We start from the raw sequence: 23,816 nt of genomic DNA, 5'->3' as shown, positions 1-23,816 counted from the left end.
GGAGATGTCACACCCGGCTCGCGTGCCTGCCGGATCGCCGCCGGAAGCGCCTAGGCTGGGCGGATGGTTGACCGCACCGATTCCGGCCCGACCCCGGCGGCTGTGCGTCGGGCGCTGCGCCGGGCCGCCACCGGGCGGGCGCTCGACGTCGACGAGGCCACCGCGCTGCTGACCGCCCGGGGCCCCGAACTGGACGAGCTGCTCCGGATCGCCGGGGAGGTCCGGGACGCCGGGCTGCGCGACGCCGGCCGGCCGGGCGTGGTGACGTACTCGAAGAAGGTCTTCATTCCGTTGACCCGGCTGTGCCGGGACCGGTGCCACTACTGCACCTTCGCCACCGTGCCGCACCGGCTGCCGGCGGCCTTCCTGGAAACCGACGAGGTGCTGGCGATCGCCCGGCAGGGCGCGGCGCTGGGCTGCAAGGAGGCCCTGTTCACCCTCGGCGACCGGCCGGAGGAGCGCTGGCCGGCGGCCCGCGCCTGGCTCGACGAGCGGGGCTACGACTCCACGGTGGACTACCTACGGGCCTGCGCGGTGGCGGTGCTGGAGGAGACCGGCCTGCTGCCGCACCTCAACCCGGGGGTGCTCTCCTGGTCGGAGCTGCAACGGCTCAAGCCGGTCGCGCCGAGCATGGGGATGATGCTGGAGACCACCGCCACCCGGCTCTGGTCGGAGCCGGGCGGCCCGCACTTCGGCTCGCCGGACAAGGAGCCGGCGGTCCGGCTGCGGGTGCTCGACGACGCCGGCCGGGTCGGGGTGCCGTTCACCACCGGCATCCTGATCGGCATCGGCGAGACGGCGGCCGAGCGGGTCGACGCGCTGTTCGCGATCCGCCGCGCGCACCGGGAGTACGGCCACCTCCAGGAGGTGATCGTGCAGAACTTCCGCGCCAAGCCGGACACCGCGATGGGCGGCCTGCCCGACGCCGAGCTGCACGACCTGGCGGCCACCGTGGCGGTGGCCCGGCTGCTGCTCGGCCCGAAGGCCCGGCTCCAGGCCCCGCCCAACCTGATCGAGGACGAGTACGACCTGCTGCTGCGGGCCGGCATCGACGACTGGGGCGGCGTCTCCCCGCTCACCCCGGACCACGTCAACCCGGAGCGGCCGTGGCCGCAGCTCGACGAGCTGGCCCGGCAGACCGAGAAGTCGGGCTTCACCCTGCGCGAGCGGCTGACCATCTACCCGGAGTACGTCCTGGCGGGCGACCCGTGGCTCGATCCCCGGCTGTCGCCGCACGTCGCCGCCCTCGCCGACCCGGCGACCGGGCTGGCCGTCGAGGCGGCCCGGCCGGTGGGCCGCCCGTGGCAGGAGCCGGAGGAGGTCTTCGGCGGCGGCCGGGTGGATCTGCACGCCACCATCGACACCACCGGCCGTACCGACGACCGGCGGGGCGACTTCGACAGCGTCTACGGTGACTGGGCGGAGGTCGCCGGCAAGGTGAGCCCCGCCGCGTCGGCCGGGCCGGCGGTGGTCGGCGACGGTGACCTGCGGGCGGGGCTGCGGCTGGCGGCCGACGACCCGGCGGCGCTGCTGGAGCCCCGGCACGAGGCGTCGGCGCTGGCGCTGTTCGGTGCGGACGGCCCGGCCCTGGACGCGCTGTGCCGGCTCGCCGACGACGTGCGGCGGGACACCGTCGGCGACGACGTCACCTACGTGGTCAACCGCAACATCAACTTCAGCAACGTCTGCTACGTGGGCTGCCGGTTCTGCGCGTTCGCCCAGCGGGAACGGGACGCCGATGCGTTCCGGCTGTCGGTGGAGCAGGTGGCCGACCGGGCCGAGGAGGCGTGGGCGGCCGGCGCGGGCGAGGTCTGCCTCCAGGGCGGCATCGACCCGAAACTGCCGGTGACCGGGTACGCCGACATCGTCCGGGCGATCAAGGCCCGGGTGCCCGGCATGCACGTGCACGCCTTCTCCCCGATGGAGATCGTCACCGCCGCCGCCAAGGCGGGTGTGCCGGTGCGGGAGTGGCTGTCGATGCTGCGCGAGGCCGGCCTGGACACCATCCCGGGCACCGCCGCCGAGATCCTCGACGACGACGTGCGCTGGGTGCTCACCAAGGGCAAACTGCCGGCCGCCGCCTGGGTCGAGGTGGTCTCGACCGCGCACGAGCTGGGCATCCGCTCCAGCTCCACGATGATGTACGGCCACGTCGACCACCCCGGGCAGTGGCTGGCGCACTTCCGGGTGCTGGCCGGGGTGCAGGACCGTACCGGCGGCTTCACCGAGTTCGTGGCGCTGCCGTTCGTGCACACCAACGCGCCGATCTACCTGGCCGGCATCGCCCGCCCCGGCCCGACCTGGCGGGAGAACCGGGTGGTGCACGCGATGTCCCGGCTGCTGCTGCACGGGCGGATCGACAACATCCAGTGCTCCTGGGTGAAGCTCGGCGACGAGGGCACCGTGGCGATGCTGCGGGGCGGCTGCAACGACCTGGGCGGCACCCTGATGGAGGAGACGATCTCCCGGATGGCGGGGTCGGGCAACGGGTCGGCGCGTACCGAGGAGCAGTTGCGGGCGATCGCCGCCGCCGCCGGACGCCCGGCGCGCAAACGGACGACGGCGTACGGTCATCCGTCGCGATGACATCGAACCTTTCGCGCGTGCGGGCCGTACCAGTGTTCGCCGGCGGCGGTTGAGGCGAGGGCCGCCGCCGGCGACCTCGCGCTCCACACCGCGCGCGCTCACGCGCCGCCGGAGGAAAGGTTCCCCATGACGAGCGAAGTGCGGAAGCGTTCCTGGCCGCGACTGACCCGCCGGCAGACACTGACCGCTGCGGCGAGTGCCACGCTGGGTGCGGCGGCCCTGACGGTCACCGGTGTGTCGGTGGCGCAGAACTCCCCGGCGGCGGCCGGCGCGGAGGGCCCGATCGTGGTCCACCTGCGGGACGCCAGGTCCGGGACGATGGACGTCTTCGTCGGTTCGTCCCGGATCGAGGTACGCGACCGGGGGCTGGCCGACCGGTTGCGTCGCGCCGCCGGGCGCGGCTGACCTGTCCGCCGTCCGGGCGGGCCGCCCCGTCCGCCGTCAGCGGGTGGCCTGACCCGTCCGTTTCCGCCGCGCGGCGCCGACCTGCCGCGTTCCTTCCCCTTCACCGCCAGGCGCAGGCTCCCGCGCCCGGTTCGTCATGCCCTGATTCCTCATGATCCCGCAAAGGTTGGTCCGCCATGTCGTCCCACCGCGAAGCGCCGGAAATAAGCAAGGACCCGGTCGCCGACAGTTCCGACCTCTACGCCTTCGTCAGCCCCGACCGGTCCGACTCGGTGACGTTGATCGCCAACTACGTGCCGTTGCAGCTCCCCTCGGGCGGCCCGAACTTCTTCGAGTTCGGCGACGACGTGCGGTACGAGATCCATATCGACAACGACGGTGACGGCCATCCCGACGTGACCTACCGGTTCGAATTCCGTACCGAGATCACGAACCAGAACAGTTTTCTCTACAACACCGGCCCGATCGACTCGCTGGACAGCAAGAACTGGAACCGGCGGCAGTTCTACCGGTTGACCCGGGTGACCGACGGCAAGGAGCACGTGCTCGCGCACAAGCTGCCCTGCCCGCCGTGCAACGTCGGGCCGCTGTCCATCCCCAAGTACAACGACCTGGTCCGGCAGGCGACGTTCAAGCTGTCGACCGGGGAGAAGGTGTTCGCCGGGCAGCGCGCGGACGGCTTCTTCGTCGACCTGGGCGCGATCTTCGACCTGGGCACGCTGCGCCCGTTCCAGCAGTTGCACGTGGCCGGCAAGAAGCTGTTCAAGGCCGAGGGCGAGCCGGTCAACGCGGTGGACCGGATGAACGTGCACAGCATCGCGGTGCAGGTGCCGCTGAGCAAGGTGCGCCGCCGGGCCAACCGGTACGGCGTGGGTGACCGGGCCTCGACGATCGGGGTGTGGACGACCGCCTCCCGGCAGCAGGTGAAGGTGCTCGGCGACAAGGTCGCGGCGGACGCGGCGGTCGGCCCGTGGACCCAGGTGTCCCGGCTGGGCAACCCGCTGTTCAACGAGGTCATCGTGCCGATGTCCAAGAAGGACCTGTGGAACACGCTGCCCCCGACCGAGGACAAGCGGTTCGCCCGGTTCGTCGAGCAGCCGGAGCTGGCGGCGTTGCTGCCGGTGCTCTATCCGGGGGTGTTCCCCAACCTGGACGCGCTGAACAAGTCCAAGAAGCCCCGGGCCGACCTGCTCGCCATCCTGTTGACCGGTATCCCGTCCGGGCTGATCGACGGCTTCACCAACCTCACCGGTGACGTGCAGGCCGACATGCTGCGGTTGAACACGGCGATCAAGCCGAGCAGCAAGCCGAACCAGTTCGGTCTGCTCGGTGGGGACCTGGCCGGTTTCCCCAACGGCCGGCGGGTGGTCGACGACGTGGTGAGCATCGCGTTGCGGGCGGTGGCCGGGGTGACCGTGCCGCTGGTGGACAAGAAGTTCAAGCCGGACGCGGCGGCCGGCGCGGTGACCCCCGGGTTGAGCGCCGCCGACGTGACCGCGCCGTTCCTGCGGGACTTCCCCTTCCTCGGTACGCCGTACGACGGGTTCAACAACCCGCCCGCGGCGAACTCCTGACCGGACGGAGCGCGGCGTGAACGGACACCACCATCATCACCACCAGTACGGGCCGACGGAGAGTGGCACCGTGATGCTCGACGTCGGCGGGGAGATGGGTGCCCTGATCATCTACACCGGACGTGACCTGCACGGCCGGGAGATCGAGATCAGCCGGGTCGACCAGGACGGCACGGTGCGGACGCACTCGGCCGTCCGGGAGCGGATCGTCCGGGACGGGGTGTTCCACAGTGCCGTCTACCCCGATCTGACGGCGGGTCTCTATACCGTCTGGTGGGACGAGGAGACGCCCGCCGGAACGATCTCCGTCAACGGTGGGGCGATCGCCGAATTCGTCTGGCCGAGCAGCCCACCCCGGTCGACCTGAGCGCCGCGCCAGGCGTACCGACCCGAGCGCCCCGTCCACATTGTGGACGGGGCGCTGTCGGCATTTCCGGCTGGACGGGCGGTCCGGGGCCAACCGCGTTAACCTGTCCCCCACCATGCTCATGATCTTGGCGAGAGGGTCGGACGGGGCGTCCGGCGGCGTTCCCGGGTGTCGTCCGGGGTGGCGACGCCACGGCAGAAATCTGGGGCAACTCGCCGGAGAGGGCGTTACTCGCCCGGGGTCTGAATCGATAGGGCAGGTTGCGAGGGCCGGGTGGTCCGGTGACCGTCCGGCGGCGTGTCGGGAGGGCGACTCCATTATCAAGTTCGGCTTGACGGCGCACGCATTACACGCGTGTAATTTCGATGGGGTTGTTCGCGCGGAACGCAACAAATAGGGACCGGACGGACAAGCACGCCTTTCGCGTGGGGGGTTGCAGCGGCGGTGACGTCGGTGCGCGACAAGGAGGCATCTGATGGACGGCCAGCTTGAGGTGGCCGACCTGCTCGGAAACGCGCCGGAGTGGCAGGAGCGGGCACTGTGCTCGCAGACCGACCCGGAAGCGTTCTTTCCCGAGAAGGGCGGCTCGACCCGCGAGGCGAAGCGGATCTGTTCGCGGTGCGAGGTCAAGACGGAATGCCTCGAATACGCTCTCGGGCACGACGAGCGGTTCGGGATCTGGGGTGGGCTCTCCGAGCGGGAGCGGCGCAAGCTCAAGCGGCGGGCCGCCTGAGTCGACGGGTCGGGCCGGGGCGGTGGGGGCCGCCCGGCTCACGCCCGACGGGGGTCGCGGGGGTGACCGACGTCGGGCCGGTGGCCGGCCAAGGGGGGGCCGGCCACATCCACGGGGGAGCGGCCGGTCCGCCGGTCAGGCCAGTTCGTCCGGGTCGACCCCGAGCAGGTTCGCCACCTGCTCGATGATCACGTCATGAACCAGGTCGGCCAGGTCCTCGCGGTCCATCGCGCGGAACTCCAGCGGCCGGCGGTAGAGCACGATCCGGGGCGGCACCTCCTGCCGGCCGGGCCGGCCGGGCAGCAGCCGGGCCAGCGGCACCTCGCCGTCCTCCAGCACGTCGGAGTCGTAGACGTTGAGATCCGGGGGGACGTCCTCGACGGCGAACTCGACGCCGGCCAGTTCCTTGGCGAACCGGCGTTCCAGCGTCTCCACCGTGTCCAGCACCAGGTCGTCGAAGATCTCGGCCTTGGTCCGGGCCAGCGGCACGGTCGCCGGCACCAGCCGCCCGCGCAGGCCACGTCCGTGGCGGTCGCGGTGGTTGCGCCGGCCGGAGCCGGGGCGGCGGTGTTCCGGGCTCGTCATGAGCCAAAGGGTAGCCCTCGGCCCGCCCCGGCCCGTGGCGGCGCGCGTCGACGGGCGCGGCGGGAGCACCAGGTGCGAATTGTGATCACGGTGACGGGCGTGTCGCAAAGCGAACCGGTGCGCCGGACCCGGTAATGGGGATACCCTGCCGCACGTGAGGTCACCACGGCGCTGCTCCCGTAACGGCTGCCCCCGGCAAGCGGTCGCCACATTGACCTATGTCTACAACGAGTCGACGGCGGTGGTGGGCCCGCTGGCGGCGTTCGCCGAGCCGCACACGTACGACCTGTGTGAGCAGCACGCGCGGAGCCTGACCGCCCCCCGGGGCTGGGACGTCGTCCGGCACGAGGGCGAGTTCGAACCGCCGCCGCCCACCACCGACGACCTGGTCGCCCTGGCCGAAGCCGTCCGCGAGGCGGCCCGCCCGGTCGCCCCCCGCCCGCCCCAGGACGACCACGACCCCCACCACCCCAACCCCCAGACCCCTCCCACCGGCCGCCGAGGCCACCTCCGCGTAATCCCCCCCAACCACTAACCCCCCCCCGCCTCCCTCCCTCCCTGCCCCGCCTCCCCGCCCGGATCTCCCCGGTGATCAAGAGGTTTGCGTCATGGTTGATCTTCAGACTGACGCAAACCTCTTGATCACCGGGCGTCAGCGGCGGGTGTGAGCGGGCGGCGGGGGCGGGGAGGGGGAGGGGTCAGTGGCCCAGGAGGGGGGAGAGGGCGGTGGCGCGGCGGGCGGGGCGGCCGGTGCGGCGTTCGACCCCGTCGGCCGAGGACATCACCCGCAGACCGGCGTTGATCGCCAGCCAGCGCAGCGGTTCCGGCTCCCAGCGGGGGGAACGGTGGCCCACCCACGGCAACGCCGTCAGCTCCGACTCCACGCCCCGGACCAGGTCGGCGAGGGTACGGCCGGCCAGGTTGCTCGTCCCCACCCCGTCGCCGACGTAGCCGCCGGCCCAGGCCAACCCGGTCGACCGGTCCAGCCCGACCGAGGCGGACCAGTCCCGGGCCACCCCGAGCGGGCCGCCCCAGGCGTCGTCGACCGGCACGTCCGGCCCGAGCACCGGGAAGAGTTCCCCGAGCGTCCGGCGCAGCGCGGCGAAGACCCGGGGCTCCCGGTCGTAGCCGGGGGAGACCCGGGAGCCGAAATGGTACGGGGCACCCCGCCCGCCGAAGGCGAGCCGCCCGTCGGCCGTGCGCTGGCCGTACACGACGAGGTGCCGGTAGTCGGAGAAGGTCTCCCGGTCGGCCAGCCCGATCCGCTCCCACGTGCGCGCTGGCAGCGGCGCGGTCACCACCATCAGCGAGTACACCGGGGCGACGGTGCGCCGGTGGCCGGGCAGCGCCGGGGTGTACGCCTCGGTGGCCCGCACGACCACCTCCGCCCGTACCGTGCCGTGCGGGGTGACCACCGCGCCGGGCCGGATCGCGGTGACCGGGGAACGCTCGTGCAGCCGCACCCCGAGCCGGCACACGGCACGGGCCAGGCCCCGGACCAGCTTCGCCGGGTGCAGGGCCGCGCAGTGCGGGGTGTACGTGCCGCCGCGTACCCCCTCGGCGGCGCACCGGGCGGCGGCCCCGGCGGCGTCGAGCAGCACCAGGTCGTCGGGGTCGAGCCCGTGCTCCCGGGCCTCGGCGACGGCGGTACGGGCCCGGCCGAGCTGCACCTCGGTCCGGGCCAGCAGCACCGTCCCGCCGTGCCGCCAGTCGCAGTCGATCCCCTCGGCGGCGACCACCCGACCGACCTCGGCGACGGTGTCCCGCATGGCCCGCTGCATCGCCAGCGCTGGCTCCCGGCCGTGCCGCCGGGCCAGCGCCGGCAGCGCGGTGGGGAACAGCGCCGAGCACCAGCCGCCGTTGCGCCCGGACGCGCCGTAGCCGGCGATCTCCGCCTCCAATACGACGATCCGCAGCGTCGGATCGGCGCGGGCGAGGTAGTACGCCGTCCACAGCCCGGTGTAGCCGGCACCGACGACCACCACGTCGGCGTCGGTGTCGCCGGGCAACGCCGGACGCGGGGTCAACGGTTCGTCCACCGTGGACAGCCAGTGGGACAGTTCCTGGTAGCGCATGTGCGGCTCCGGGGGAAGCACCGGTGGTCTACAGGCGGGACCACGCCTCGGTGAGGACGGCGCGCAGGATCTGCTCCATCTCGTCGAACTGCTCCTGCCCGGCGGTCAGCGGCGGGGCGAGCTGGACCACCGGGTCACCCCGGTCGTCGGCCCGGCAGTAGAGCCCGGCCGCGAACAGCGCCGAGGACAGGAAGCCGCGCAGCAGCCGCTCCGACTCGGCCTCGTCGAAGGTCGCCTTCGTCGCCTTGTCCTTGACCAGTTCGATGCCGTAGAAGTAGCCGTCACCCCGGACGTCGCCGACGATCGGCAGGTCGGTGAGCTTCTCCAGGGTGGCCCGGAAGGCGCCCTCGTTGGCCCGGACGTGGCCGATCAGGTCCTCCCGGGCGAACACCTCCAGGTTGGCCAGGGCCACCGCGCAGGACACCGGGTGACCGCCGAAGGTCACCCCGTGGGCGAACATGCCGGTCTCGGTGAGGAACGGCTCCATCAGCCGGTCGCTGGCGATCATCGCGCCCAGCGGGGCGTAGCCGGAGGTGATGCCCTTGGCGGTGGTGACGATGTCGGGCTGGTAGCCGTACCGGGCGGCACCGAAGTACTCGCCGAGCCGGCCCCACGAGCAGATCACCTCGTCGGAGACGAGCAGCACGTCGTAGGCGTCGCAGATCTCGCGTACCCGCTGGAAGTAGCCGGGCGGCGGCGGGAAACAGCCGCCGGAGTTCTGCACCGGCTCCAGGAACACCGCCGCCACGGTGTCCGGCCCCTCCCGTTCGATGGCCCGGCGGATCTCGTCGGCGGCCCAGACGCCGAACGCCTCCGGCGAGTCGCCGTGCTCGGGGGCCCGGTAGAAATTGGTGTTCGGCACCTTGATCCCGCCGGGCACCAACGGCTCGAAGTCGCTCTTGATGCCGGGCAGGCCGGTGATCGACAGCGCGCCCATCGAGGTGCCGTGGTAGGCGAGGTACCGGCTGACCACCTTGTGCTTGTTCGGCCTGCCGACGCGCTTGAAGTAGGCGCGGGCCAGCTTCCACGCCGCCTCGACGGCCTCCGAGCCGCCGGTGGTGAAGAAGACCCGGTTGAGGTCGCCGGGCGTCAGCGAGGCGATCTTCTCGGCCAGCTCCACGGCCTTCGGGTGGGCGTACGACCAGAGCGGGAAGTACGCCAGCTCACCGGCCTGCTTCGCGGCGGCCTCGGCCAGCTCGGTACGCCCGTGCCCGGCGTTGACGACGAACAGCCCGGCGAGCCCGTCCAGGTAGCGGCGACCCTGCGCGTCCCAGACGTACGTGCCCTCGCCGCGCACGATGGTCGGCACCTCCCCGGCGGAGTAGCTGGCCATCCGGGTGAAGTGCATCCAGAGGTGGTCGGTGGCGTCGGCAGCCATTGTCAGCCCCATCGGGTCTCGGGCCGGTCAGGAGGGGGAACCGGCCGCTCTGCCCTCGGTTATCCCACAGTCCAACCGCGAAATGCAAGCCTTATTCGGGTCAGGGGCGACGGATTCGGCGGGTGTGTGGGGGTGGCGCAACGGATTCCGCACTCGCTGGATCTCGTGGCTGGTCGGGTCGGGAGGCGTGATCGACTCACTTTCGGCCCCGTGGCGGGGTCCGGGTGCGGGGATGCCGCTACCTCGGCCCCACGGGAGTGGACCAACGGGCTCAGGCCGTACCCCAGCTGTAGGTCTGCTTGCGGAGCTTGAGGTAGACGAACGCCTCGGTGGCGAGCACCCCGGCCACCGACCGCAGCCGTTGCAGGATCTCCAGCAGGTGGGCGTCGTTGCGGCAGACCACCTCGGCGAGCAGGTCGAACGAGCCGGCGGTGATCACCACGTAGTCGATCTCCTCGAACTCGGCCAGCCGGTCGGCGACGGCTTCCAGGTCGCCGTCGGTCCGCAGGCCGATCATGGCCTGCCGGGGGAAGCCGAGCTGGAGCGGGTCGGTCACCGCGACGATCTGCATCACCCCGGCGTCGAGCAGTCGCTGCACCCGCTGGCGGACCGCCGCCTCGGAGAGCCCGACCGCCTTGCCGATCGTCGCGTACGGCCGGCGGCCGTCCTCCTGCAACTGTTCGATGATCTGCTTCGCCACGTCGTCCAACAGCGCGTGGCTGGCACCGTCGCGTACCGCGACGCGCCGCCCGCCGGTGCCGTTCTCCTGCTGTCGGATCGTCATCGACCGCTCCCCATGTCTGTTTCCGAACTGAGCCTAATGCCCTCGCGCAGTCTGGCGTAATTCGTCGTCGGAGGCTATTCCGGCAACGGAATCCCTTGTGGGGCCGGTGACCTCATGCCAGGATCAGTCGTCTCAGGCACCCGACCCCTCCCGCCGGCGCCGCACCCCCGTCCCCGCCGCCGACGGACGACCCCCTAGGAGTCGTCACATGCGTACTCCCCTCCGGCCCCTCACCCGGCGTGGACTGCTCACCGGCACCCTCGGATCGGCCGCCCTGCTCGCCACGGGCGGCAGCCTCACCGGCTGCGGCACCAAGGCGGCCACCCAGACGGAAGCCGGCTGCAAGAGCGACGACCTGTCCGCCACGGAGAAGACCCTCGCCTTCTCCAACTGGCCGCAGTACATGGACGTGGACGACAAGGACGCCGCCAAGCGCCCCAGCCTGGACGCGTTCGTCGCCGCCAGCGGCATCCAGGTCACCTACACCGAGGACATCAACGACAACAACGAGTTCTTCGGCAAGGTGCAGAACCAGTTGGCCGGCTGTCAGAGCACCGGGCGGGACATCATCGTCCTGACCGACTGGATGGCCGCCCGGATGATCCGGCTCGGCTGGATCCAGAAACTCGACCCGGCCAAGCTGCCGAACGTGGCCGCCAACCTGCTGCCGTCGCTGCGCGGACGCTCCTTCGACCAGGAGAACCGGGTCGCCATCCCGTGGCAGTCCGGCCTCGCCGGGCTGGCCTACAACGGCAGCGTCACCGGGGAGATCCGCACCGTCGACGAGCTGCTCACCCGATCGGACCTCAAGGGCAAGGTGACCGCCCTGTCGGAGATGCGGGACACCATGGGCCTGCTGCTCCAGTCCAACGGGCACGACCCGTCGAACTTCACCGCCGCCCAGTTCGACGACGCCCTCGCCAAACTGCGCCGGGCCGTCGAGTCGAAGCACATCCGCCGGTTCACCGGCAACGACTACGCCCCCGACCTGGCCAAGGGCGACATCGCCGCGTGCGTCGGCTGGTCCGGCGACGTGATCCAGTTGGCGGGCGACAACCCCAAGGTCAAGTTCGTCGCGCCGGACTCGGGGGTGATGCTGTTCAGCGACAACATGCTGGTGCCGAACAGGGCCACCCACCGGGGCAACGCCGAAGAGCTGATCAACTACTACTACCAGCCGGCGGTGGCCGCGAAGCTCGCCGCGTACGTCAACTACATCTGCCCGGTCAAGGGCGCCCAGGCCGAGATGGAGAAGACCGACCCGGAGCTGGCCGCCAACCCGCTGATCTTCCCGGACGACGCCCTGCTGGCGAAGTCCAAGGTCTTCATGGCCCTGGACGAGAAACAGGAGAAGGAGTACGAGTCCAAGTTCCAGCAGGTCATCGGGGCGTGATCGGGATGGCGAACGAGGCGCCCGCCGGTGACCTGCGGCTGGCCGACCTGACCAAACGGTTCGGCATCTTCACCGCCGTCGACGACCTCAGCCTGACCGTCCCGCAGGGGTCCTTCTTCGCCCTGCTCGGGGCGTCCGGCTGCGGCAAGACGACCACCCTGCGGATGATCGCCGGGCTGGAGGAGCCGACCAGCGGGCAGGTGCTGCTGGGCGACCGGGACATCAGCCGGCTGCGGCCGTACAAGCGGCCGGTCAACACGGTCTTCCAGAGCTACGCGCTCTTCCCGCACCTGGACATCGCCGAGAACGTGGCCTTCGGGCTGCGGCGGCGGGGCATCCGCAAGGTCGACGACCAGGTCCGGCGGATGCTGTCACTGGTCCAGCTCGACGGCTACGGCCGGCGTCGCCCGGCCCAGCTCTCCGGCGGCCAGCAGCAACGGGTCGCGCTGGCCCGCGCCCTGATCAACCACCCGCAGGTGCTGCTGCTCGACGAGCCGCTCGGCGCGCTCGACCTGAAGCTGCGCCGGCAGATGCAGATCGAACTCAAGCGGATCCAGACCGAGGTCGGCATCACCTTCGTGCACGTCACCCACGACCAGGAGGAGGCCATGACGATGGCCGACACGGTCGCGGTGATGAACGCCGGGCGGATCGAGCAGCTCGGCGCGCCCGCCGACCTGTACGAGTACCCGGCGACCGCGTTCGTGGCGAACTTCCTCGGCCAGTCCAACCTGCTCGCCGCCGAGGCCGCCGGCCCGGCCGGGGCCGAGGTGCCGGTCACCGCGCACGGCGCGCGCTTCTCGGTGCCCGTCGACCGCGCCCGCGCCGACCGGGGCCCCGTCTACCTGGGGGTACGCCCCGAGAAGCTGCACCTGGCTGAGGCCGCCGACCAGGTGCCCGCCGGCCACCAGCAGGTCGCGGGGGTGATCACCGACGCCTCGTACGTGGGGGTGAGCACCCAGTACCTGATCCGGACCGGGTGGGGCAGTGAGCTGTCCGCGTTCGCGGCGAACAGCGGCGTCGGCGGGCAGCACCCGGTCGGCGCGTCGGTGGTGGCGCACTGGGACCCCCGGCACGCCTTCCTGCTGCCCCGCAGGCCGGGTCAGGACGACCGCACCGCCCCGCTGCTCGACCAACCGGTCGGGGCGCCGTCGTGACCGCACTGGCGCAGCTCGGCGGCAGGACGCCGGCACCCGCACCGCCGCCCCGGCCCGGCCGGCACCGGCTGCTGCCGTACCTGCTGCTGTTGCCGGGGGCGGCCTGGCTGGTGCTGTTCTTCGCCGTGCCGCTGGTGCAGCTCGCCGCCGCCAGCCTCTACGACCCGACCGGTTCGCTCTCCACCGGGTATGTGCTGACCTGGGCGTTCGGCAACTATCCGGAGGCGTTGCAGGCGTACGCGCCGCAGTTCGCCAGGTCGTTCGGCTATGCCGGGGCGGCGCTGGTGCTGGCCCTGCTGCTGGGCTACCCGCTGGCGTACGCGATCGCGCAGAAGGCCGGCCGGTGGAAGAACCTGCTGCTGGTGTGCGTGGTCGCCCCGATGTTCACCAGTTTCCTGGTGCGCACCCTGGCCTGGAAGACCATCCTGTCGGACAACGGCGCACTGGTCGGGCTGCTCCGGGACGTACACCTGCTCGGCCCGGACGGGCGGCTGCTCGCCACCCCGGTCGCGGTGGTGCTCGGGCTGACGTACAACTTCCTGCCGTTCCTGGTGCTACCGCTGTACGCGAGCCTGGAACGGCTCGACTACCGGCTGCTGGAGGCGGCCAGCGACCTGTACGCCAGCCCGCTGCACGCCTTCCGGAAGGTCACCCTGCCGCTGTCGATGCCCGGCCTGATCGCCGGCACCCTGCTCTTCTTCATCCCGGCGACCGGCGACTACATCAACGCCGAACTGCTCGGCACCCCCAACGAGTACATGATCGGCAACGTCATCGACTCGGCGTTCCTGGTCCGGCTGGACTACCCGCAGGGTGCCGCCCTGTCGTTCCTGCTCATGGCGGCGATCCTCGCGGTGGTCTTCGTCTACCTGCGCAAGGCCGGCACGGAGGATGTCCTGTGAGCGCGAGGAGTGCAGCGCAGCGGAGCCCCGCAGTCGCGAACGAAGGCAGGCTGCCATGAGGGTGTCGCGGTGGTTGGCCGACCGGTGGGTGATGATCGTCGCCCTGCTGGTGCTCGGCTACCTGTTCCTGCCGATCGCCGTGGTCGCCGGCCTCTCCCTCAACCGGCCGTCCAGCCGGCTGTCGTACGACTTCAACGAGTTCACCCTGGACAACTGGCGGCAGCCCTGCGCCACCCCCGAGATGTGCGACGCGGTGGTCCGCAGCGTGCAGATCGGTTTCCTCGCCACCGTCGGGTCCACCGTGATCGGCACGCTGATGGCGTTCGCCCTGGTCCGGCACCGGTTCCGGGGACGCGGCGGGATCAACCTGCTGATCTTCCTACCGATGGCGACGCCGGAGCTGGTGCTGGGCACGTCGCTGCTCGCCCTGTTCGTCTCCGCCGGGGTGCCGCAGGGTTTCTGGACCGTCGTCATCGCGCACGTGATGTTCTGCGTGTCGTTCGTGGTGGTGACGGTCAAGGCCCGGCTCGCCGGGATGGACCGGCGGCTGGAGGAGGCCGCGATGGACCTCTACGCCAGCGAGTGGCAGACGTTCCGGCGGATCACCCTGCCCCTGGTGCTCCCCGGCATCGTCGCCGCCGCCCTGCTGGCCTTCTCGCTCAGCTTCGACGACTTCATCGTGACGAACTTCAACGCCGGCACCACCGTCACCTTCCCCATGTACGTCTGGGGTGCCGCCCAGCGGGGCATCCCACCGCAGGTCAACGTGATCGGCACGGCGATGTTCGGCATCGCCCTGCTGCTCGTCGGGCTGAGCACGCTGCGCGGTCGACGGGCCCGACGGGCCGCGCTCCCGGTCGCCGACACGACCGCCCGACGGGCGACAGGCCCGTCGTGATCCTCCCGCATACCGGCCGGGCGCTCGTCGAGGCGACGCCCGGCCGGTACGCGCACCACCGCCCCGACCCTCCCCGTCCGGCCGCCGACATCCACCTCACCCGCTGGTCGCCGGCCCGCGCCGACGCGCACGACGACCGGCGTCAGCACTGGCTCCGTACGTTCGATCGTCTTGGTTTGGGGTTCGATTCCTGATGCGTATCCTGCTCGTCGGTGCCGGCGGGGTCGGCTCCGCCGCCGTCGCCATCGCCGCCCGCCGTTCCTTCTTCGACACCGTCGTCGTCGCCGACTACGACCCGACCCGGGCCGAGCGGGCCGTCGCCGGACACGGGGACCGGTTCGTCGCCGCCCGGGTCGACGCCGCCTCGGCGGACGCGGTCGCCGCGCTCTGCCGGGAACACCGGATCACCCACGTGCTCAACGCCGTCGACCCGCGTTTCGTCATGCCGATCTTCGACGGGGCGTTCGCCGCCGGGGCGGACTACCTGGACATGGCGATGTCGCTGTCCCACCCGCACCCGGCCCGGCCGTACGCCGAGACCGGGGTGAAGCTCGGTGACGCGCAGTTCGCCGCCGCCACCACCTGGGCGCGCGCCGGCCGGTTGGCGCTGTGCGGGATCGGCATCGAACCGGGCCTGTCCGACGTGTTCGCCCGGTACGCCGCCGACGAGCTGTTCGCCGACATCGACGAGATCGGCATCCGTGACGGCGCGAACCTCACCGTCGACGGCTACGACTTCGCCCCGTCGTTCTCCATCTGGACCACCATCGAGGAGTGCCTCAACCCGCCGGTGATCTGGGAGCGGGACCGGGGCTGGTTCACCACCGAACCGTTCAGCGAACCGGAGGTCTTCGACTTCCCGGCCGGCATCGGCCCGGTCGAGTGCGTCAACGTCGAGCACGAGGAGGTGCTGCTGATCCCGCGCTGGGTCCGGGCCCGGCGGGTCACCTTCAAGTACGGCCTCGGCAACGAGTTCATCGAGGTGCTCCGGGCCCTGCACAAGGTCGGCCTCGACTCGACCACCCCGGTGTCGGTGCGCGGCGTGCAGGTCTCCCCCCGCGACGTGGTCGCCGCCAGCCTGCCCGACCCGGCCACCCTCGGCGACCGGATGCGCGGCAAGACCTGCGCCGGCACGTACGTCACCGGCACCGGCGTCGACGGCCGGCCCCGGAAGGTCTACCTCTACCACGTCGTCGACAACGAATGGTCCATGCGGGAGTACGGCCACCAGGCGGTGCTCTGGCAGACCGCCGTCAACCCGGTGGTGGCGCTGGAACTGCTCGCCACCGGTGGCTGGTCCGGGGTCGGGGTGCTCGGCCCGGAGGCGCTGCCGCCCCGCCCCTTCCTCGACCTGCTCACCACCTACGGCTCCCCCTGGGCCATGGAAGAACGCTGACCCCCCGCCCCACCCCACCCCGCGCGCCCCCGCCCCGCCCGTCGCTCGCGCCCCCGCCCCGCCCCGCCTGTCGATCATGGAGTTGTGGTGGGCGATTGGTTGGGTTCCACGACTTTTGCGGGGCACCACAACTCCATGATCGACGGGGTGGAGCGGGGTGGGGTGGGGTGGGGGCTGTGGATGGGGTGGGGGGTGTGGGTGGGGCGGGGTGGGGGTTGTCCACAGGGGGTGGTGGGGAGGTGGGGTGGTGGGCAGGGTTGGTGGGTGTGGCGGGGCGGCTGATTCGGTACTCGGAGTTGTTGTCGGCTGGATGGAGTCGGGAGGGGGTTCGGCGGGCGGTCGGTGCGGGGGAACTCCGCCGGTGGTCGCGGGGTGTCTACGGGCCGGGGGAGGTCGGTGGGCCGGGGAGTGTGCGGCCGGCGGGGAGTGGGCGGCGTCCGAGGGGTGTGGGTGGGGCGGCGGGTGAGGAGGGCGTCCGATGGCAGGCGCTCCTGCGTCGGCTTCCGGAGGGGGCGGTCGTCGGCTTCCATTCGGGTGCTCGACTGCACGGGTTCGGTGCCGTACCCAGCGAGGATCTCCACGTGATCGTGCCGGCCGGTGCGAGGGTGCCGCAGGTCCGGGGAGTCGTGGTGCATCAGGCGGTGCTTGCCGTACCTGAGCCGGTGTTGCTGGCCGGCCTGCCGTGCGCACCTGCGGATCGATGTGCGGTGGACCTGGCCCGGACGGTCGCCCGGCTGGACGCACTGCCACTTCTCGACCTGTGCCTGCGGGTCGGAGCCTGCCGCCCCGAGGAGTTGGCTGCCGAGCTCGCCCGACACGCGCGGTTGCGGGGCGTCGACCAGGCGCGGCAGCTGGTGCGGCTCGCCGACCCCCGGTCGGAGTGCCGGCAGGAGAGCCAACTCCGGCTTGTCCTGATCGACGGTGGGCTGCCGACACCGGAACCGCAGATCTGGGTGTCGGACGACGAGGGTTTCCGGCGCTACCGACTGGACCTCGGGTACCGACGGTCCCGGGTCGGCATCGAGTACGACGGGCTGTCCCATCTCGACCGCGACCGTCTGAACCACGACCGTGCCCGGATGAACTGGCTGGCGGCCCGCGGCTGGCGCATGCGCCACTTCACCGCCCGCGACCTCTACCACCGCCCCTCCCTCATCACCACCCAGATAGCCGCCCTCCTCCGCCCCTGACCCACCCCGACTAGTCGATCATGGAGTTGTGGCGGGGGAAAATCAGCATCAAAGGGTCGGAAAGGCCACCACAACTCCTTGATCGACCGCGGAAGTGGGGGATGGGGGCGGGTTGGGTTGAACGGGGGGCGGGTTCGGGCCGTACCAGGCAGTGCAGGTAACGACGACGACGGGAGACGTGGTGAAGGTGCAGCGCAAGCACGTACTGGCGGCGGGGGTGGCGGTGGTCGCCACGGCGGTGGTCGCGGTGGGGACCGGGTTCGGGTTCGCCGACACCACGTCCGCCCGGCCGAGCCTCTGCTCCGGCTCGGTCACCTTCTCCGCCGAGGGCGGCGCGCCCGCCGTGACGAGTGACCGGTTCCCGGTGGGGACACGGTTGCGGGTGACGAACCTGGACAACGGGAAGGTGGCGACGCTGTCGGTGAGCGGGCCGTCGGGCAGTTGCGTGCTGCTCAACGCCGCCGCGATGGAGCTGCTCCGGGAGCCCGGCAAGAACGTGATCCGACGCAACCTCGTCGAGCTGGTGCGCTGACCGCACCGGGCCGGATGGCACCCCGGGCAGGCCCCGGGTCGACGGTGCCCGTGGTGTGCCACGGTCGGGGCGGTGGACGTCAGCCGAAGGCGGCGTCCAGGATGTCCAGCCCACGGGCCAGCTCGTCGTCGGAGATCACCAGCGGCGGCAGGAACCGCAGCACGTTGCCGTAGGTGCCGCAGGTGAGGGTGAGTAGGCCGGCGGCGTGGCAGGCCGCCGAGATTGCGCCGGCGGCGGCCGGGTCGGGGACCAGGCCGCCCGGCCGGACCAGCTCCACGGCCAGCATCGCGCCCCGGCCGCGTACCTCGGCGATCCGGGGGGCGCGGGCGGCGACGGCCCGCAGCCGGTCGGCGAGCACCGACCCGATCCGCCGTGCGGCGGCGGCCAGGTCCAGCTCCCGCATCGTCGCGATGCTGGCCAGGGCCGCCGCGCAGGCGATCGGGTTGCCGCCGTAGGTGCCGCCGAGACCGCCGACGTGCACCGCGTCCATCAACTCCGCCCGGCCGGTCACCGCCGCCAGCGGCAAGCCCCCGGCGATGCCCTTGGCCAGGGTGACCAGATCCGGCACCACGCCCTCGTGCTCGCAGGCGAACCAGTCACCGGTGCGGCAGAAACCGGTCTGGATCTCGTCGGCGACGAACACCGCCCCGGCCGCCGTCGCCCACTCGCGCAGCGCCGGCAGGAAACCCGTCGCCGGTACGACGAAACCGCCCTCGCCCTGGATCGGCTCGATCAGCAGCGCGGCCACGTTCTCCGCCCCGACCTGCTTGTCGACCAGATCGAGCGCCCGCGCCGCCGCCTGCGCCCCGGACAGCCCGCCGTCACGCAGCGGGTACGACATCGGCACCCGGTGGATCTCCCCGGCGAACGGCCCGAACCGGTGCTTGTACGGCATGTTCTTCGCGGTCAACGCCATGGTCAGGTTGGTCCGGCCGTGGTAGGCGTGCTCGAAGACCACCACCGCCTGCCGTCCGGTGGCGTGCCGGGCGATCTTCACCGCGTTCTCCACCGCCTCGGCACCCGAGTTGAACAGCGCCGACCGCTTCGCGAACGCACCCGGGGTCAGCGCGTTGAGCTGCTCGCAGACCGCCACGTACGACTCGTACGGCGCGACCATGAAACAGGTGTGGGTGAACCGTTCGACCTGGGCCCGTACCGCCTCGACGACGCGCGGGGCGGCGTTGCCGACGCTGGTGACCGCGATGCCGGCGGCGAAGTCGATCCACTCCCGCCCCTCGACGTCGACGATGGTGCCGCCGCTGGCGGTGTCCACGTACGAGTCGATCACGCTGCCGACGCCCCGGGCCACGGCGGCACCCCGCCGCCGGTGCAGCTCCGCGCTGGAAACCATGGGGATCAGCCCTCGATGTGGTGCATGACGTGCTTGATCCGGGTGTAGTCCTCCAGGCTGTAGACCGACAGGTCCTTGCCGTGACCGGAGTGCTTGAAACCGCCGTGCGGCATCTCCGAGACGAACGGGATGTGGGTGTTCACCCAGACGCAGCCGAAGTCGAGCCGGCGGGTCATCCGCATCGCCCGGCCGTGGTCGCGCGTCCAGACCGAGGCGGACAGGCCGTAGTCGACGCCGTTGGCCCAGCGCACCGCCTCGTCCTCGTCGGTGAACCGCTGCACGGTGATGACCGGGCCGAACACCTCCTGCTGGATGATCTCGTCGGCCTGGCGTACCCCGGAGACCACGGTGGGGGAGTAGAAGTAGCCGCGCTCACCCACCCGCGCGCCACCGGTGTGCAGGTCGGCGTGGTCGGGTAGCCGGTCGACGAAGCCGCTGACCCGGGCGAGCTGGTTGGCGTTGTTCAGCGGGCCGTAGAGCACGTCGGGGTCGTCCGGGGCGCCGGTCCGGGTGTTGCCGGCCTGCTCGGTGAGGGCCGCCACGAAGTCGTCGTGCACGCCGGGGCCGGCCAGCACCCGGGTCGCGGCGGTGCAGTCCTGGCCGGCGTTGAAGTAGCCGCCCATCGCGATCGCCTCGGCCGCCGCCGCCACGTCCGCGTCGTCGAAGACCACCACCGGGGCCTTGCCGCCCAGCTCCAGGTGGGTGCGCTTGAGGTCCGGAGCGGCGGCGGAGGCGACCTCCATGCCCGCCCGGGTCGAGCCGGTGATCGACACGAGCTGCGGGGTCGGGTGCGCCACCAGGGTACGACCGGTGTCCCGGTCGCCACAGACGACGTTGAACACCCCCGGCGGGAAGAACTCGGCGGCGATCTCGGCCAGCAGCAGCGTCGACACCGGCGTGGTGTCCGACGGCTTCAACACCACCGTGTTGCCGGCCGCCAACGCCGGGGCGATCTTCCACACCGCCATCATCAGCGGGTAGTTCCACGGGGTGACCTGCGCACAGACGCCGATCGGCTCGCGCCGCACGTACGAGGTGTGCCCGGCCAGGTACTCCCCGGCCGAGCGGCCCTCCAACAGCCGGGCCGCCCCGGCGAAGAAGCGGAACTGGTCCACCGCCGGCGGCAGCTCCTCCTCGGCGGTGAGCTGGCGTGGCTTGCCGGTGTTGCGCACCTCCGCGTCGACCAGTTCGGCCGCCCGGGACTCCACCGCGTCGGCGAGCTTCAACATCGCCCGCTGCCGTTCGGCCGGGGTGGTGTCCCGCCAGGTCTCGAAGGCGGTGGCGGCGGCCCGCATCGCCGCGTCCACGTCCGCCGCCCCGGAGACGGGTGCCTGGGCGAAGACGTCACCGGTGCAGGGGTCGATCAGGTCGGCGTAGCCGCCGTCCACCGGGTCGACGTACGCGCCGTCGACGAAGTTGCGCAGCTGCTGCTGGTCGCTCATGGTGAGGTCTCTCCAGGGGTGGCTGGGAGTCGGGTCAGCGGAGGTAATCGCAGTCTGACTGCCATCTTGGCTACTGAATTCGCGGCAGACAAGGGCTTGAGCGACTGTTTCCGTGCGACGCCGCGTCGTCTACGCTGCCGTCGTGGAGCCGAGAGCGTGCTGGGTCGCCGGTCGTGCCGTCCACGGCGACGACGAGGTGACCGTCACCCACCCGTACGACGGCCGGGCGGTGGGGCGTACCACCTGGGCCACGCCCGACCAGGTCGAGGCCGCGGTCGCGGCGGCGGCCGGGGTGGCGGCGGAGGCCGCGGCCCTGCCCGCGCACGTCCGGGCGGCGGCCCTGGACCACGTCTCGCGGCAGCTCGCCGCGCGGGCGGCCGAGGCGGCCGACCTGATCACCGCCGAGAACGGCAAACCGATCAGGTGGGCACGGGCCGAGGTGGGCCGGGCCGTGTCGACGTTCCGCTGGGCGGCCGAGGAGGCCCGCCGGTTCTCCGGCGAGATGCAGCGCCTGGACACCGACCCGGCGGCGACCGGACGGATCGCCCTGGTGCGGCGGGTGCCCCGGGGGCCGGTGCTGGGCATCGCCCCGTTCAACTTCCCGCTGAACCTGGTGGCGCACAAGGTCGCCCCGGCGCTCGCGGTGGGTACGCCGATCGTCGTGAAACCGGCCCCGGCGACACCGCTGTCCGCGCTGCTGCTCGGCGAGATCCTGGCCGGCGCGGACCTGCCGGCCGGCATGTTCTCGGTGCTGCCGCTGCCCAACGACCGCGCCGCCGGACTCGTCGGGGACCCCCGGCTGCCGGTGGTGTCGTTCACCGGCTCCGGGTCGGTCGGCGCGCAGATCCGTGGCCGGGTGCCCCAGAAACACGTCACCCTGGAACTCGGCGGCAACGCGGCGGCGGTGATCTGCGCCGACTGGGCCACCGACGACGACCTGGACTTCGCCGCGCAGCGGATCGCCACCTTCGGCAACTACCAGGCCGGACAGTCCTGCATCGCCGTGCAGCGGGTGTTCGTGCACGAGCGGCACCACGACCGTTTCCTGCCCCGGCTGGTCGCCGCCGTGCGGTCGCTGCGCACCGGCGACCCGGCCGCCGAGCAGACCGACGTCGGGCCGCTGGTCTCCGTCGAGGCCGCCCAGCGGGTCGAGGCGTGGGTGGACGAGGCCGTCGCCGCCGGGGCCACCGTCGAGGTCGGTGGCCGCCGCGCCGGGGCCAGCTACCCGCCCACCGTGCTGACCGGGGTGCCGCCGTCGGCGAAGGTCTGCGCGGAGGAGGTCTTCGGGCCGGTGCTGGTGGTGGCCCCGGTGGACAGCGACGACGCCGCGTTCGCCGCCGTCAACGACTCGGCGTACGGGTTGCAGGCCGGGGTGTTCACCCACCGGCTCGACGTGGCGTTCACCGCCGCCCGGGTGCTGGAGGTGGGCGGGGTGATCGTCGGCGACGTGCCGTCGTACCGGGCCGACCAGATGCCGTACGGGGGCGTCAAGGGCAGCGGGGTCGGCCGGGAGGGCGTGCGGTCGGCGATGGACGACTACACCGAGCCGAGGGTGCTGGTGCTGACCGGGATGCCACTGTAGGCCCCGGAGAGGTGGGGAGAGCGGGCGTGGCGGTGAACCGGGTCGAGCCGGTCGGGTGGCCGGAGCACGGGGACGCCGGGTCGCCGGGGTTGACGGTCGCCGGGGCGGTGGCCGTACAGGACCGGTTACGGCCCCGGGTGGACCTGGTCGGGCCGGGCCCCCGCCGGCCCGCGACGGTCGCCGGCCTCGACGTGGCGTACGCGCCCGACGGTGACCTGCTCGCCGCGGCGGTGACCGTGCTCGACACCGCGACGCTGGAGGTGGTGGACCACGCGGTCAGCGTGGGCCGGCCCGCGTTCGGGTACGTGCCGGGGCTGTTCGCCTTCCGTGAGCTGCCCGCCCTGCTGGCCGCCCTGGACCGGCTGACCACCCGCCCCGAGCTGCTGGTCTGCGACGGGCACGGGGTGGCCCATCCGCGCCGTTTCGGGTTGGCCTGCCACCTGGGCGTGGTGACCGGGCTCCCCGCGATCGGGGTGGGCAAGACCCCGCTGGTCGGCGGGTGGACCGGGCCGGGCCCGTACCGGGGGGACACCGCCGCGCTGGTCGACGCCGGTGAGGTCGTCGGCCGGGTGCTGCGTACCCGGGACGGGGTGAAGCCGGTGTTCGTCAGCGTCGGGCACCGGATGGGACTGGACAACGCCGTCGCGCAGGTGCTCGCGTTGACCCCGCGGTACCGGCTGCCGGAGACCACCCGTACCGCCGACCGGCTCTGCCGCGCGACCCTCGCCGCCGCCGCCGCCGCCACCGGCCGGGCCCGCGCCGCCGGCTGAGGGGCGCGGGCCCGGCCGGACCTGGGCGGGGGTCGGGTCGAGGGGTAATGCTGCCCACATGCGGGGCGCTCTGTCACCGGGTGCCCTGTCGCGCTGGTAGTAACCTGGCCGGCGGCCCCCGCCGGGGCGGAGGGGGAGGTGGGAGATGTCCGTGCGTCGGCAGGTGGCGCGGGTGGTGACCGTCGGTGCGCTGCTCGGTGGCCTGGTGACGGTCGGCGCGCTCCCCGCCCACGCGGACGAGGACCGGGTGCGGGTGCGTGCTCCGGGCGGCTTCTCCGCCGGCGGCTCCCCGGGCGGGATCGCGATCGAGGTGCGCAAACGCACCGACGGGTGCGTGCTGCTGCGGACCGGGCTGGGGCTGAGCCTGGCCGGGGTCGGCGCGGACCAGGTGCGGGTGGAGGTGAACGTCGGGGGGCGATGGTCCACTGTGCCCGTCTCCGGTGGCGGTGGCGTGCTCCAGGTCTCCCGTACCTCGTCGGCGGGTCCGCCGTTGTGCAAGGGAAAGAGCAGCACGGTCCGCTACCGGGTGGCGTTCCTCGCCGGGGCGCCGGCGGGCCGGCTGGATGTGGTCGGTGAGGCGACGACCGCGGTCGGCCGGCTGATCGGCCGGGGCGCCGACACGTCCCGGGTCGGCGGCCGGGCCGCCGGCTCCCCGACGCCGGCTCCCACCCCGACCAGGAAGCCCACGCCCACCCCCGACGCGGGCCTCTACTCCG

At 72.4% G+C, this 23,816-nt stretch carries 22 protein-coding genes and 2 pseudogenes; 18 read left to right on the top strand and 6 right to left on the bottom strand.

The window, feature by feature from the left end; all coding sequences use genetic code 11:
- Positions 1–63 precede the first annotated feature (63 nt).
- The 5 genes from H1A17_RS24060 to H1A17_RS24040 all read left to right on the top strand — a co-directional run bounded on the left by H1A17_RS24060 (position 64) and on the right by H1A17_RS24040 (position 5,665).
- Positions 64–2,586, top strand: coding sequence for a bifunctional FO biosynthesis protein CofGH (locus H1A17_RS24060; protein WP_145917994.1), 2,523 nt, complete (start codon positions 64–66; stop codon positions 2,584–2,586).
- Positions 2,587–2,712: 126 nt separating this feature from the next.
- On the top strand, positions 2,713–2,991 hold the full coding sequence (locus H1A17_RS24055) for a hypothetical protein (RefSeq protein ID WP_145917995.1): 279 nt from the start codon (positions 2,713–2,715) through the stop codon (positions 2,989–2,991).
- A gap of 176 nt (positions 2,992–3,167) precedes the next feature.
- Positions 3,168–4,565: a DUF4331 domain-containing protein gene (locus tag H1A17_RS24050; RefSeq protein ID WP_145917996.1), complete on the top strand. Its 1,398-nt coding sequence runs from the start codon at positions 3,168–3,170 to the stop codon at positions 4,563–4,565.
- Positions 4,566–4,638: 73 nt separating this feature from the next.
- Positions 4,639–4,932, top strand: coding sequence for a phospholipase (locus H1A17_RS24045; protein WP_145922575.1), 294 nt, complete (start codon positions 4,639–4,641; stop codon positions 4,930–4,932).
- A 475-nt stretch (positions 4,933–5,407) separates the two neighbouring features.
- Positions 5,408–5,665 carry a WhiB family transcriptional regulator gene (locus H1A17_RS24040; protein ID WP_007455784.1) on the top strand — a complete coding sequence of 86 codons (258 nt, stop codon included), beginning with the start codon at positions 5,408–5,410 and terminating at the stop codon, positions 5,663–5,665.
- Between the two features lie 135 nt (positions 5,666–5,800).
- Here H1A17_RS24040 and H1A17_RS24035 read toward each other — a convergent pair whose 3' ends face one another.
- On the bottom strand, positions 5,801–6,250 hold the full coding sequence (locus tag H1A17_RS24035; protein WP_145917997.1) for a metallopeptidase family protein: 450 nt from the start codon (positions 6,248–6,250) through the stop codon (positions 5,801–5,803).
- A 154-nt stretch (positions 6,251–6,404) separates the two neighbouring features.
- On the opposite strand from H1A17_RS24035, the gene H1A17_RS24030 reads away from it, so the two are divergent.
- Complete coding sequence (locus tag H1A17_RS24030; protein ID WP_194822950.1) at positions 6,405–6,785, top strand: DUF3499 domain-containing protein; 381 nt, start codon at positions 6,405–6,407, stop codon at positions 6,783–6,785.
- 163 nt (positions 6,786–6,948) lie between these two features.
- Here H1A17_RS24030 and H1A17_RS24025 read toward each other — a convergent pair whose 3' ends face one another.
- The 3 genes from H1A17_RS24025 to H1A17_RS24015 all read right to left on the bottom strand — a co-directional run bounded on the left by H1A17_RS24025 (position 6,949) and on the right by H1A17_RS24015 (position 10,487).
- Positions 6,949–8,325, bottom strand: a complete 1,377-nt coding sequence (locus tag H1A17_RS24025; protein ID WP_194822949.1) for an FAD-binding oxidoreductase — start codon at positions 8,323–8,325, stop codon at positions 6,949–6,951.
- A 28-nt stretch (positions 8,326–8,353) separates the two neighbouring features.
- Positions 8,354–9,703, bottom strand: coding sequence for an aspartate aminotransferase family protein (locus tag H1A17_RS24020; protein ID WP_145917999.1), 1,350 nt, complete (start codon positions 9,701–9,703; stop codon positions 8,354–8,356).
- Positions 9,704–9,974: 271 nt separating this feature from the next.
- Positions 9,975–10,487 (bottom strand): Lrp/AsnC family transcriptional regulator, encoded by a 513-nt coding sequence (locus H1A17_RS24015; protein ID WP_194822948.1) that lies wholly within the window; start codon positions 10,485–10,487, stop codon positions 9,975–9,977.
- A gap of 208 nt (positions 10,488–10,695) precedes the next feature.
- Here H1A17_RS24015 and H1A17_RS24010 point away from each other — a divergent pair, with 208 nt between their 5' ends.
- The 9 genes and pseudogenes from H1A17_RS24010 (at position 10,696) to H1A17_RS23975 (ending at position 17,955) form a co-directional block, all read left to right on the top strand.
- Positions 10,696–11,880, top strand: coding sequence for a spermidine/putrescine ABC transporter substrate-binding protein (locus H1A17_RS24010; protein WP_194822947.1), 1,185 nt, complete (start codon positions 10,696–10,698; stop codon positions 11,878–11,880).
- Between the two features lie 5 nt (positions 11,881–11,885).
- Positions 11,886–13,037: an ABC transporter ATP-binding protein gene (locus tag H1A17_RS24005; protein WP_194822946.1), complete on the top strand. Its 1,152-nt coding sequence runs from the start codon at positions 11,886–11,888 to the stop codon at positions 13,035–13,037.
- The gene (locus H1A17_RS24000) at positions 13,034–13,939 is read left to right on the top strand and encodes an ABC transporter permease (protein ID WP_194822945.1); all 906 of its coding nucleotides are present in this window, start codon (positions 13,034–13,036) and stop codon (positions 13,937–13,939) included. Before H1A17_RS24005 ends, H1A17_RS24000 begins: the two co-directional genes overlap by 4 nt.
- A gap of 55 nt (positions 13,940–13,994) precedes the next feature.
- The gene (locus H1A17_RS23995; protein WP_145918003.1) at positions 13,995–14,837 is read left to right on the top strand and encodes an ABC transporter permease; all 843 of its coding nucleotides are present in this window, start codon (positions 13,995–13,997) and stop codon (positions 14,835–14,837) included.
- Positions 14,834–15,031 carry a hypothetical protein gene (locus tag H1A17_RS23990; RefSeq protein ID WP_145918004.1) on the top strand — a complete coding sequence of 66 codons (198 nt, stop codon included), beginning with the start codon at positions 14,834–14,836 and terminating at the stop codon, positions 15,029–15,031. Before H1A17_RS23995 ends, H1A17_RS23990 begins: the two co-directional genes overlap by 4 nt.
- Positions 15,031–16,233: a saccharopine dehydrogenase family protein gene (locus H1A17_RS23985; protein WP_194822944.1), complete on the top strand. Its 1,203-nt coding sequence runs from the start codon at positions 15,031–15,033 to the stop codon at positions 16,231–16,233. The genes H1A17_RS23990 and H1A17_RS23985 overlap by 1 nt, the downstream gene beginning before the upstream one ends.
- A 167-nt stretch (positions 16,234–16,400) precedes the next feature.
- Positions 16,401–16,601, top strand: a pseudogene (locus tag H1A17_RS35875) (hypothetical protein); the annotation flags it as partial.
- Positions 16,602–16,862: 261 nt separating this feature from the next.
- Positions 16,863–17,423 (top strand): endonuclease domain-containing protein, encoded by a 561-nt coding sequence (locus H1A17_RS34715; protein WP_228544131.1) that lies wholly within the window; start codon positions 16,863–16,865, stop codon positions 17,421–17,423.
- 181 nt (positions 17,424–17,604) lie between these two features.
- Positions 17,605–17,955, top strand: coding sequence for a septal ring lytic transglycosylase RlpA family protein (locus H1A17_RS23975; RefSeq protein WP_228544130.1), 351 nt, complete (start codon positions 17,605–17,607; stop codon positions 17,953–17,955).
- A gap of 79 nt (positions 17,956–18,034) precedes the next feature.
- On the opposite strand, the gene gabT is transcribed toward H1A17_RS23975, so the two are convergent.
- On the bottom strand, positions 18,035–19,306 hold the full coding sequence (gabT, locus tag H1A17_RS23970; protein ID WP_194822943.1) for a 4-aminobutyrate--2-oxoglutarate transaminase: 1,272 nt from the start codon (positions 19,304–19,306) through the stop codon (positions 18,035–18,037).
- Positions 19,307–19,311: 5 nt separating this feature from the next.
- Positions 19,312–20,748, bottom strand: a complete 1,437-nt coding sequence (locus H1A17_RS23965; protein WP_194822942.1) for a gamma-aminobutyraldehyde dehydrogenase — start codon at positions 20,746–20,748, stop codon at positions 19,312–19,314.
- Between the two features lie 142 nt (positions 20,749–20,890).
- On the opposite strand from H1A17_RS23965, the gene H1A17_RS23960 reads away from it, so the two are divergent.
- The 3 genes and pseudogenes from H1A17_RS23960 to H1A17_RS23950 all read left to right on the top strand — a co-directional run.
- Positions 20,891–22,330, top strand: a complete 1,440-nt coding sequence (locus H1A17_RS23960) for an aldehyde dehydrogenase family protein (protein WP_194822941.1) — start codon at positions 20,891–20,893, stop codon at positions 22,328–22,330.
- An 89-nt stretch (positions 22,331–22,419) separates the two neighbouring features.
- On the top strand, positions 22,420–23,100 hold the full coding sequence (locus tag H1A17_RS23955) for an endonuclease V (protein WP_194822955.1): 681 nt from the start codon (positions 22,420–22,422) through the stop codon (positions 23,098–23,100).
- 145 nt (positions 23,101–23,245) lie between these two features.
- Positions 23,246–23,816 (top strand): annotated as a pseudogene (locus tag H1A17_RS23950) (hypothetical protein); the annotation flags it as partial.

Origin of the sequence: Micromonospora sp. S-DT3-3-22 (genome assembly GCF_015354745.1) — a bacterium.
Classification (GTDB): domain Bacteria; phylum Actinomycetota; class Actinomycetes; order Mycobacteriales; family Micromonosporaceae; genus Micromonospora; species Micromonospora wenchangensis.
Note: the sequence above shows the minus strand (reverse complement) of the source record. Positions and strands in the feature narration are given on the sequence as shown.

Excerpts from the sequence above, each read along its gene's own strand:
- H1A17_RS24050 (WP_145917996.1), top strand. The coding sequence starts at position 3,168 with ATGTCGTCCCACCGCGAAGCGCCGGAAATAAGCAAGGACCCGGTCGCC.
- H1A17_RS23965 (WP_194822942.1), bottom strand. The coding sequence starts at position 20,748 with ATGAGCGACCAGCAGCAGCTGCGCAACTTCGTCGACGGCGCGTACGTC.
- H1A17_RS23985 (WP_194822944.1), top strand. The coding sequence starts at position 15,031 with ATGCGTATCCTGCTCGTCGGTGCCGGCGGGGTCGGCTCCGCCGCCGTC.
- H1A17_RS24005 (WP_194822946.1), top strand. The coding sequence starts at position 11,886 with ATGGCGAACGAGGCGCCCGCCGGTGACCTGCGGCTGGCCGACCTGACC.
- H1A17_RS24025 (WP_194822949.1), bottom strand. The coding sequence starts at position 8,325 with ATGCGCTACCAGGAACTGTCCCACTGGCTGTCCACGGTGGACGAACCG.
- H1A17_RS24010 (WP_194822947.1), top strand. The coding sequence starts at position 10,696 with ATGCGTACTCCCCTCCGGCCCCTCACCCGGCGTGGACTGCTCACCGGC.
- H1A17_RS24045 (WP_145922575.1), top strand. The coding sequence starts at position 4,639 with ATGCTCGACGTCGGCGGGGAGATGGGTGCCCTGATCATCTACACCGGA.
- H1A17_RS24060 (WP_145917994.1), top strand. The coding sequence starts at position 64 with ATGGTTGACCGCACCGATTCCGGCCCGACCCCGGCGGCTGTGCGTCGG.
- H1A17_RS24020 (WP_145917999.1), bottom strand. The coding sequence starts at position 9,703 with ATGGCTGCCGACGCCACCGACCACCTCTGGATGCACTTCACCCGGATG.
- H1A17_RS24040 (WP_007455784.1), top strand. The coding sequence starts at position 5,408 with ATGGACGGCCAGCTTGAGGTGGCCGACCTGCTCGGAAACGCGCCGGAG.
- gabT (WP_194822943.1), bottom strand. The coding sequence starts at position 19,306 with ATGGTTTCCAGCGCGGAGCTGCACCGGCGGCGGGGTGCCGCCGTGGCC.
- H1A17_RS24055 (WP_145917995.1), top strand. The coding sequence starts at position 2,713 with ATGACGAGCGAAGTGCGGAAGCGTTCCTGGCCGCGACTGACCCGCCGG.
- H1A17_RS24015 (WP_194822948.1), bottom strand. The coding sequence starts at position 10,487 with ATGACGATCCGACAGCAGGAGAACGGCACCGGCGGGCGGCGCGTCGCG.
- H1A17_RS24035 (WP_145917997.1), bottom strand. The coding sequence starts at position 6,250 with ATGACGAGCCCGGAACACCGCCGCCCCGGCTCCGGCCGGCGCAACCAC.
- H1A17_RS23995 (WP_145918003.1), top strand. The coding sequence starts at position 13,995 with ATGAGGGTGTCGCGGTGGTTGGCCGACCGGTGGGTGATGATCGTCGCC.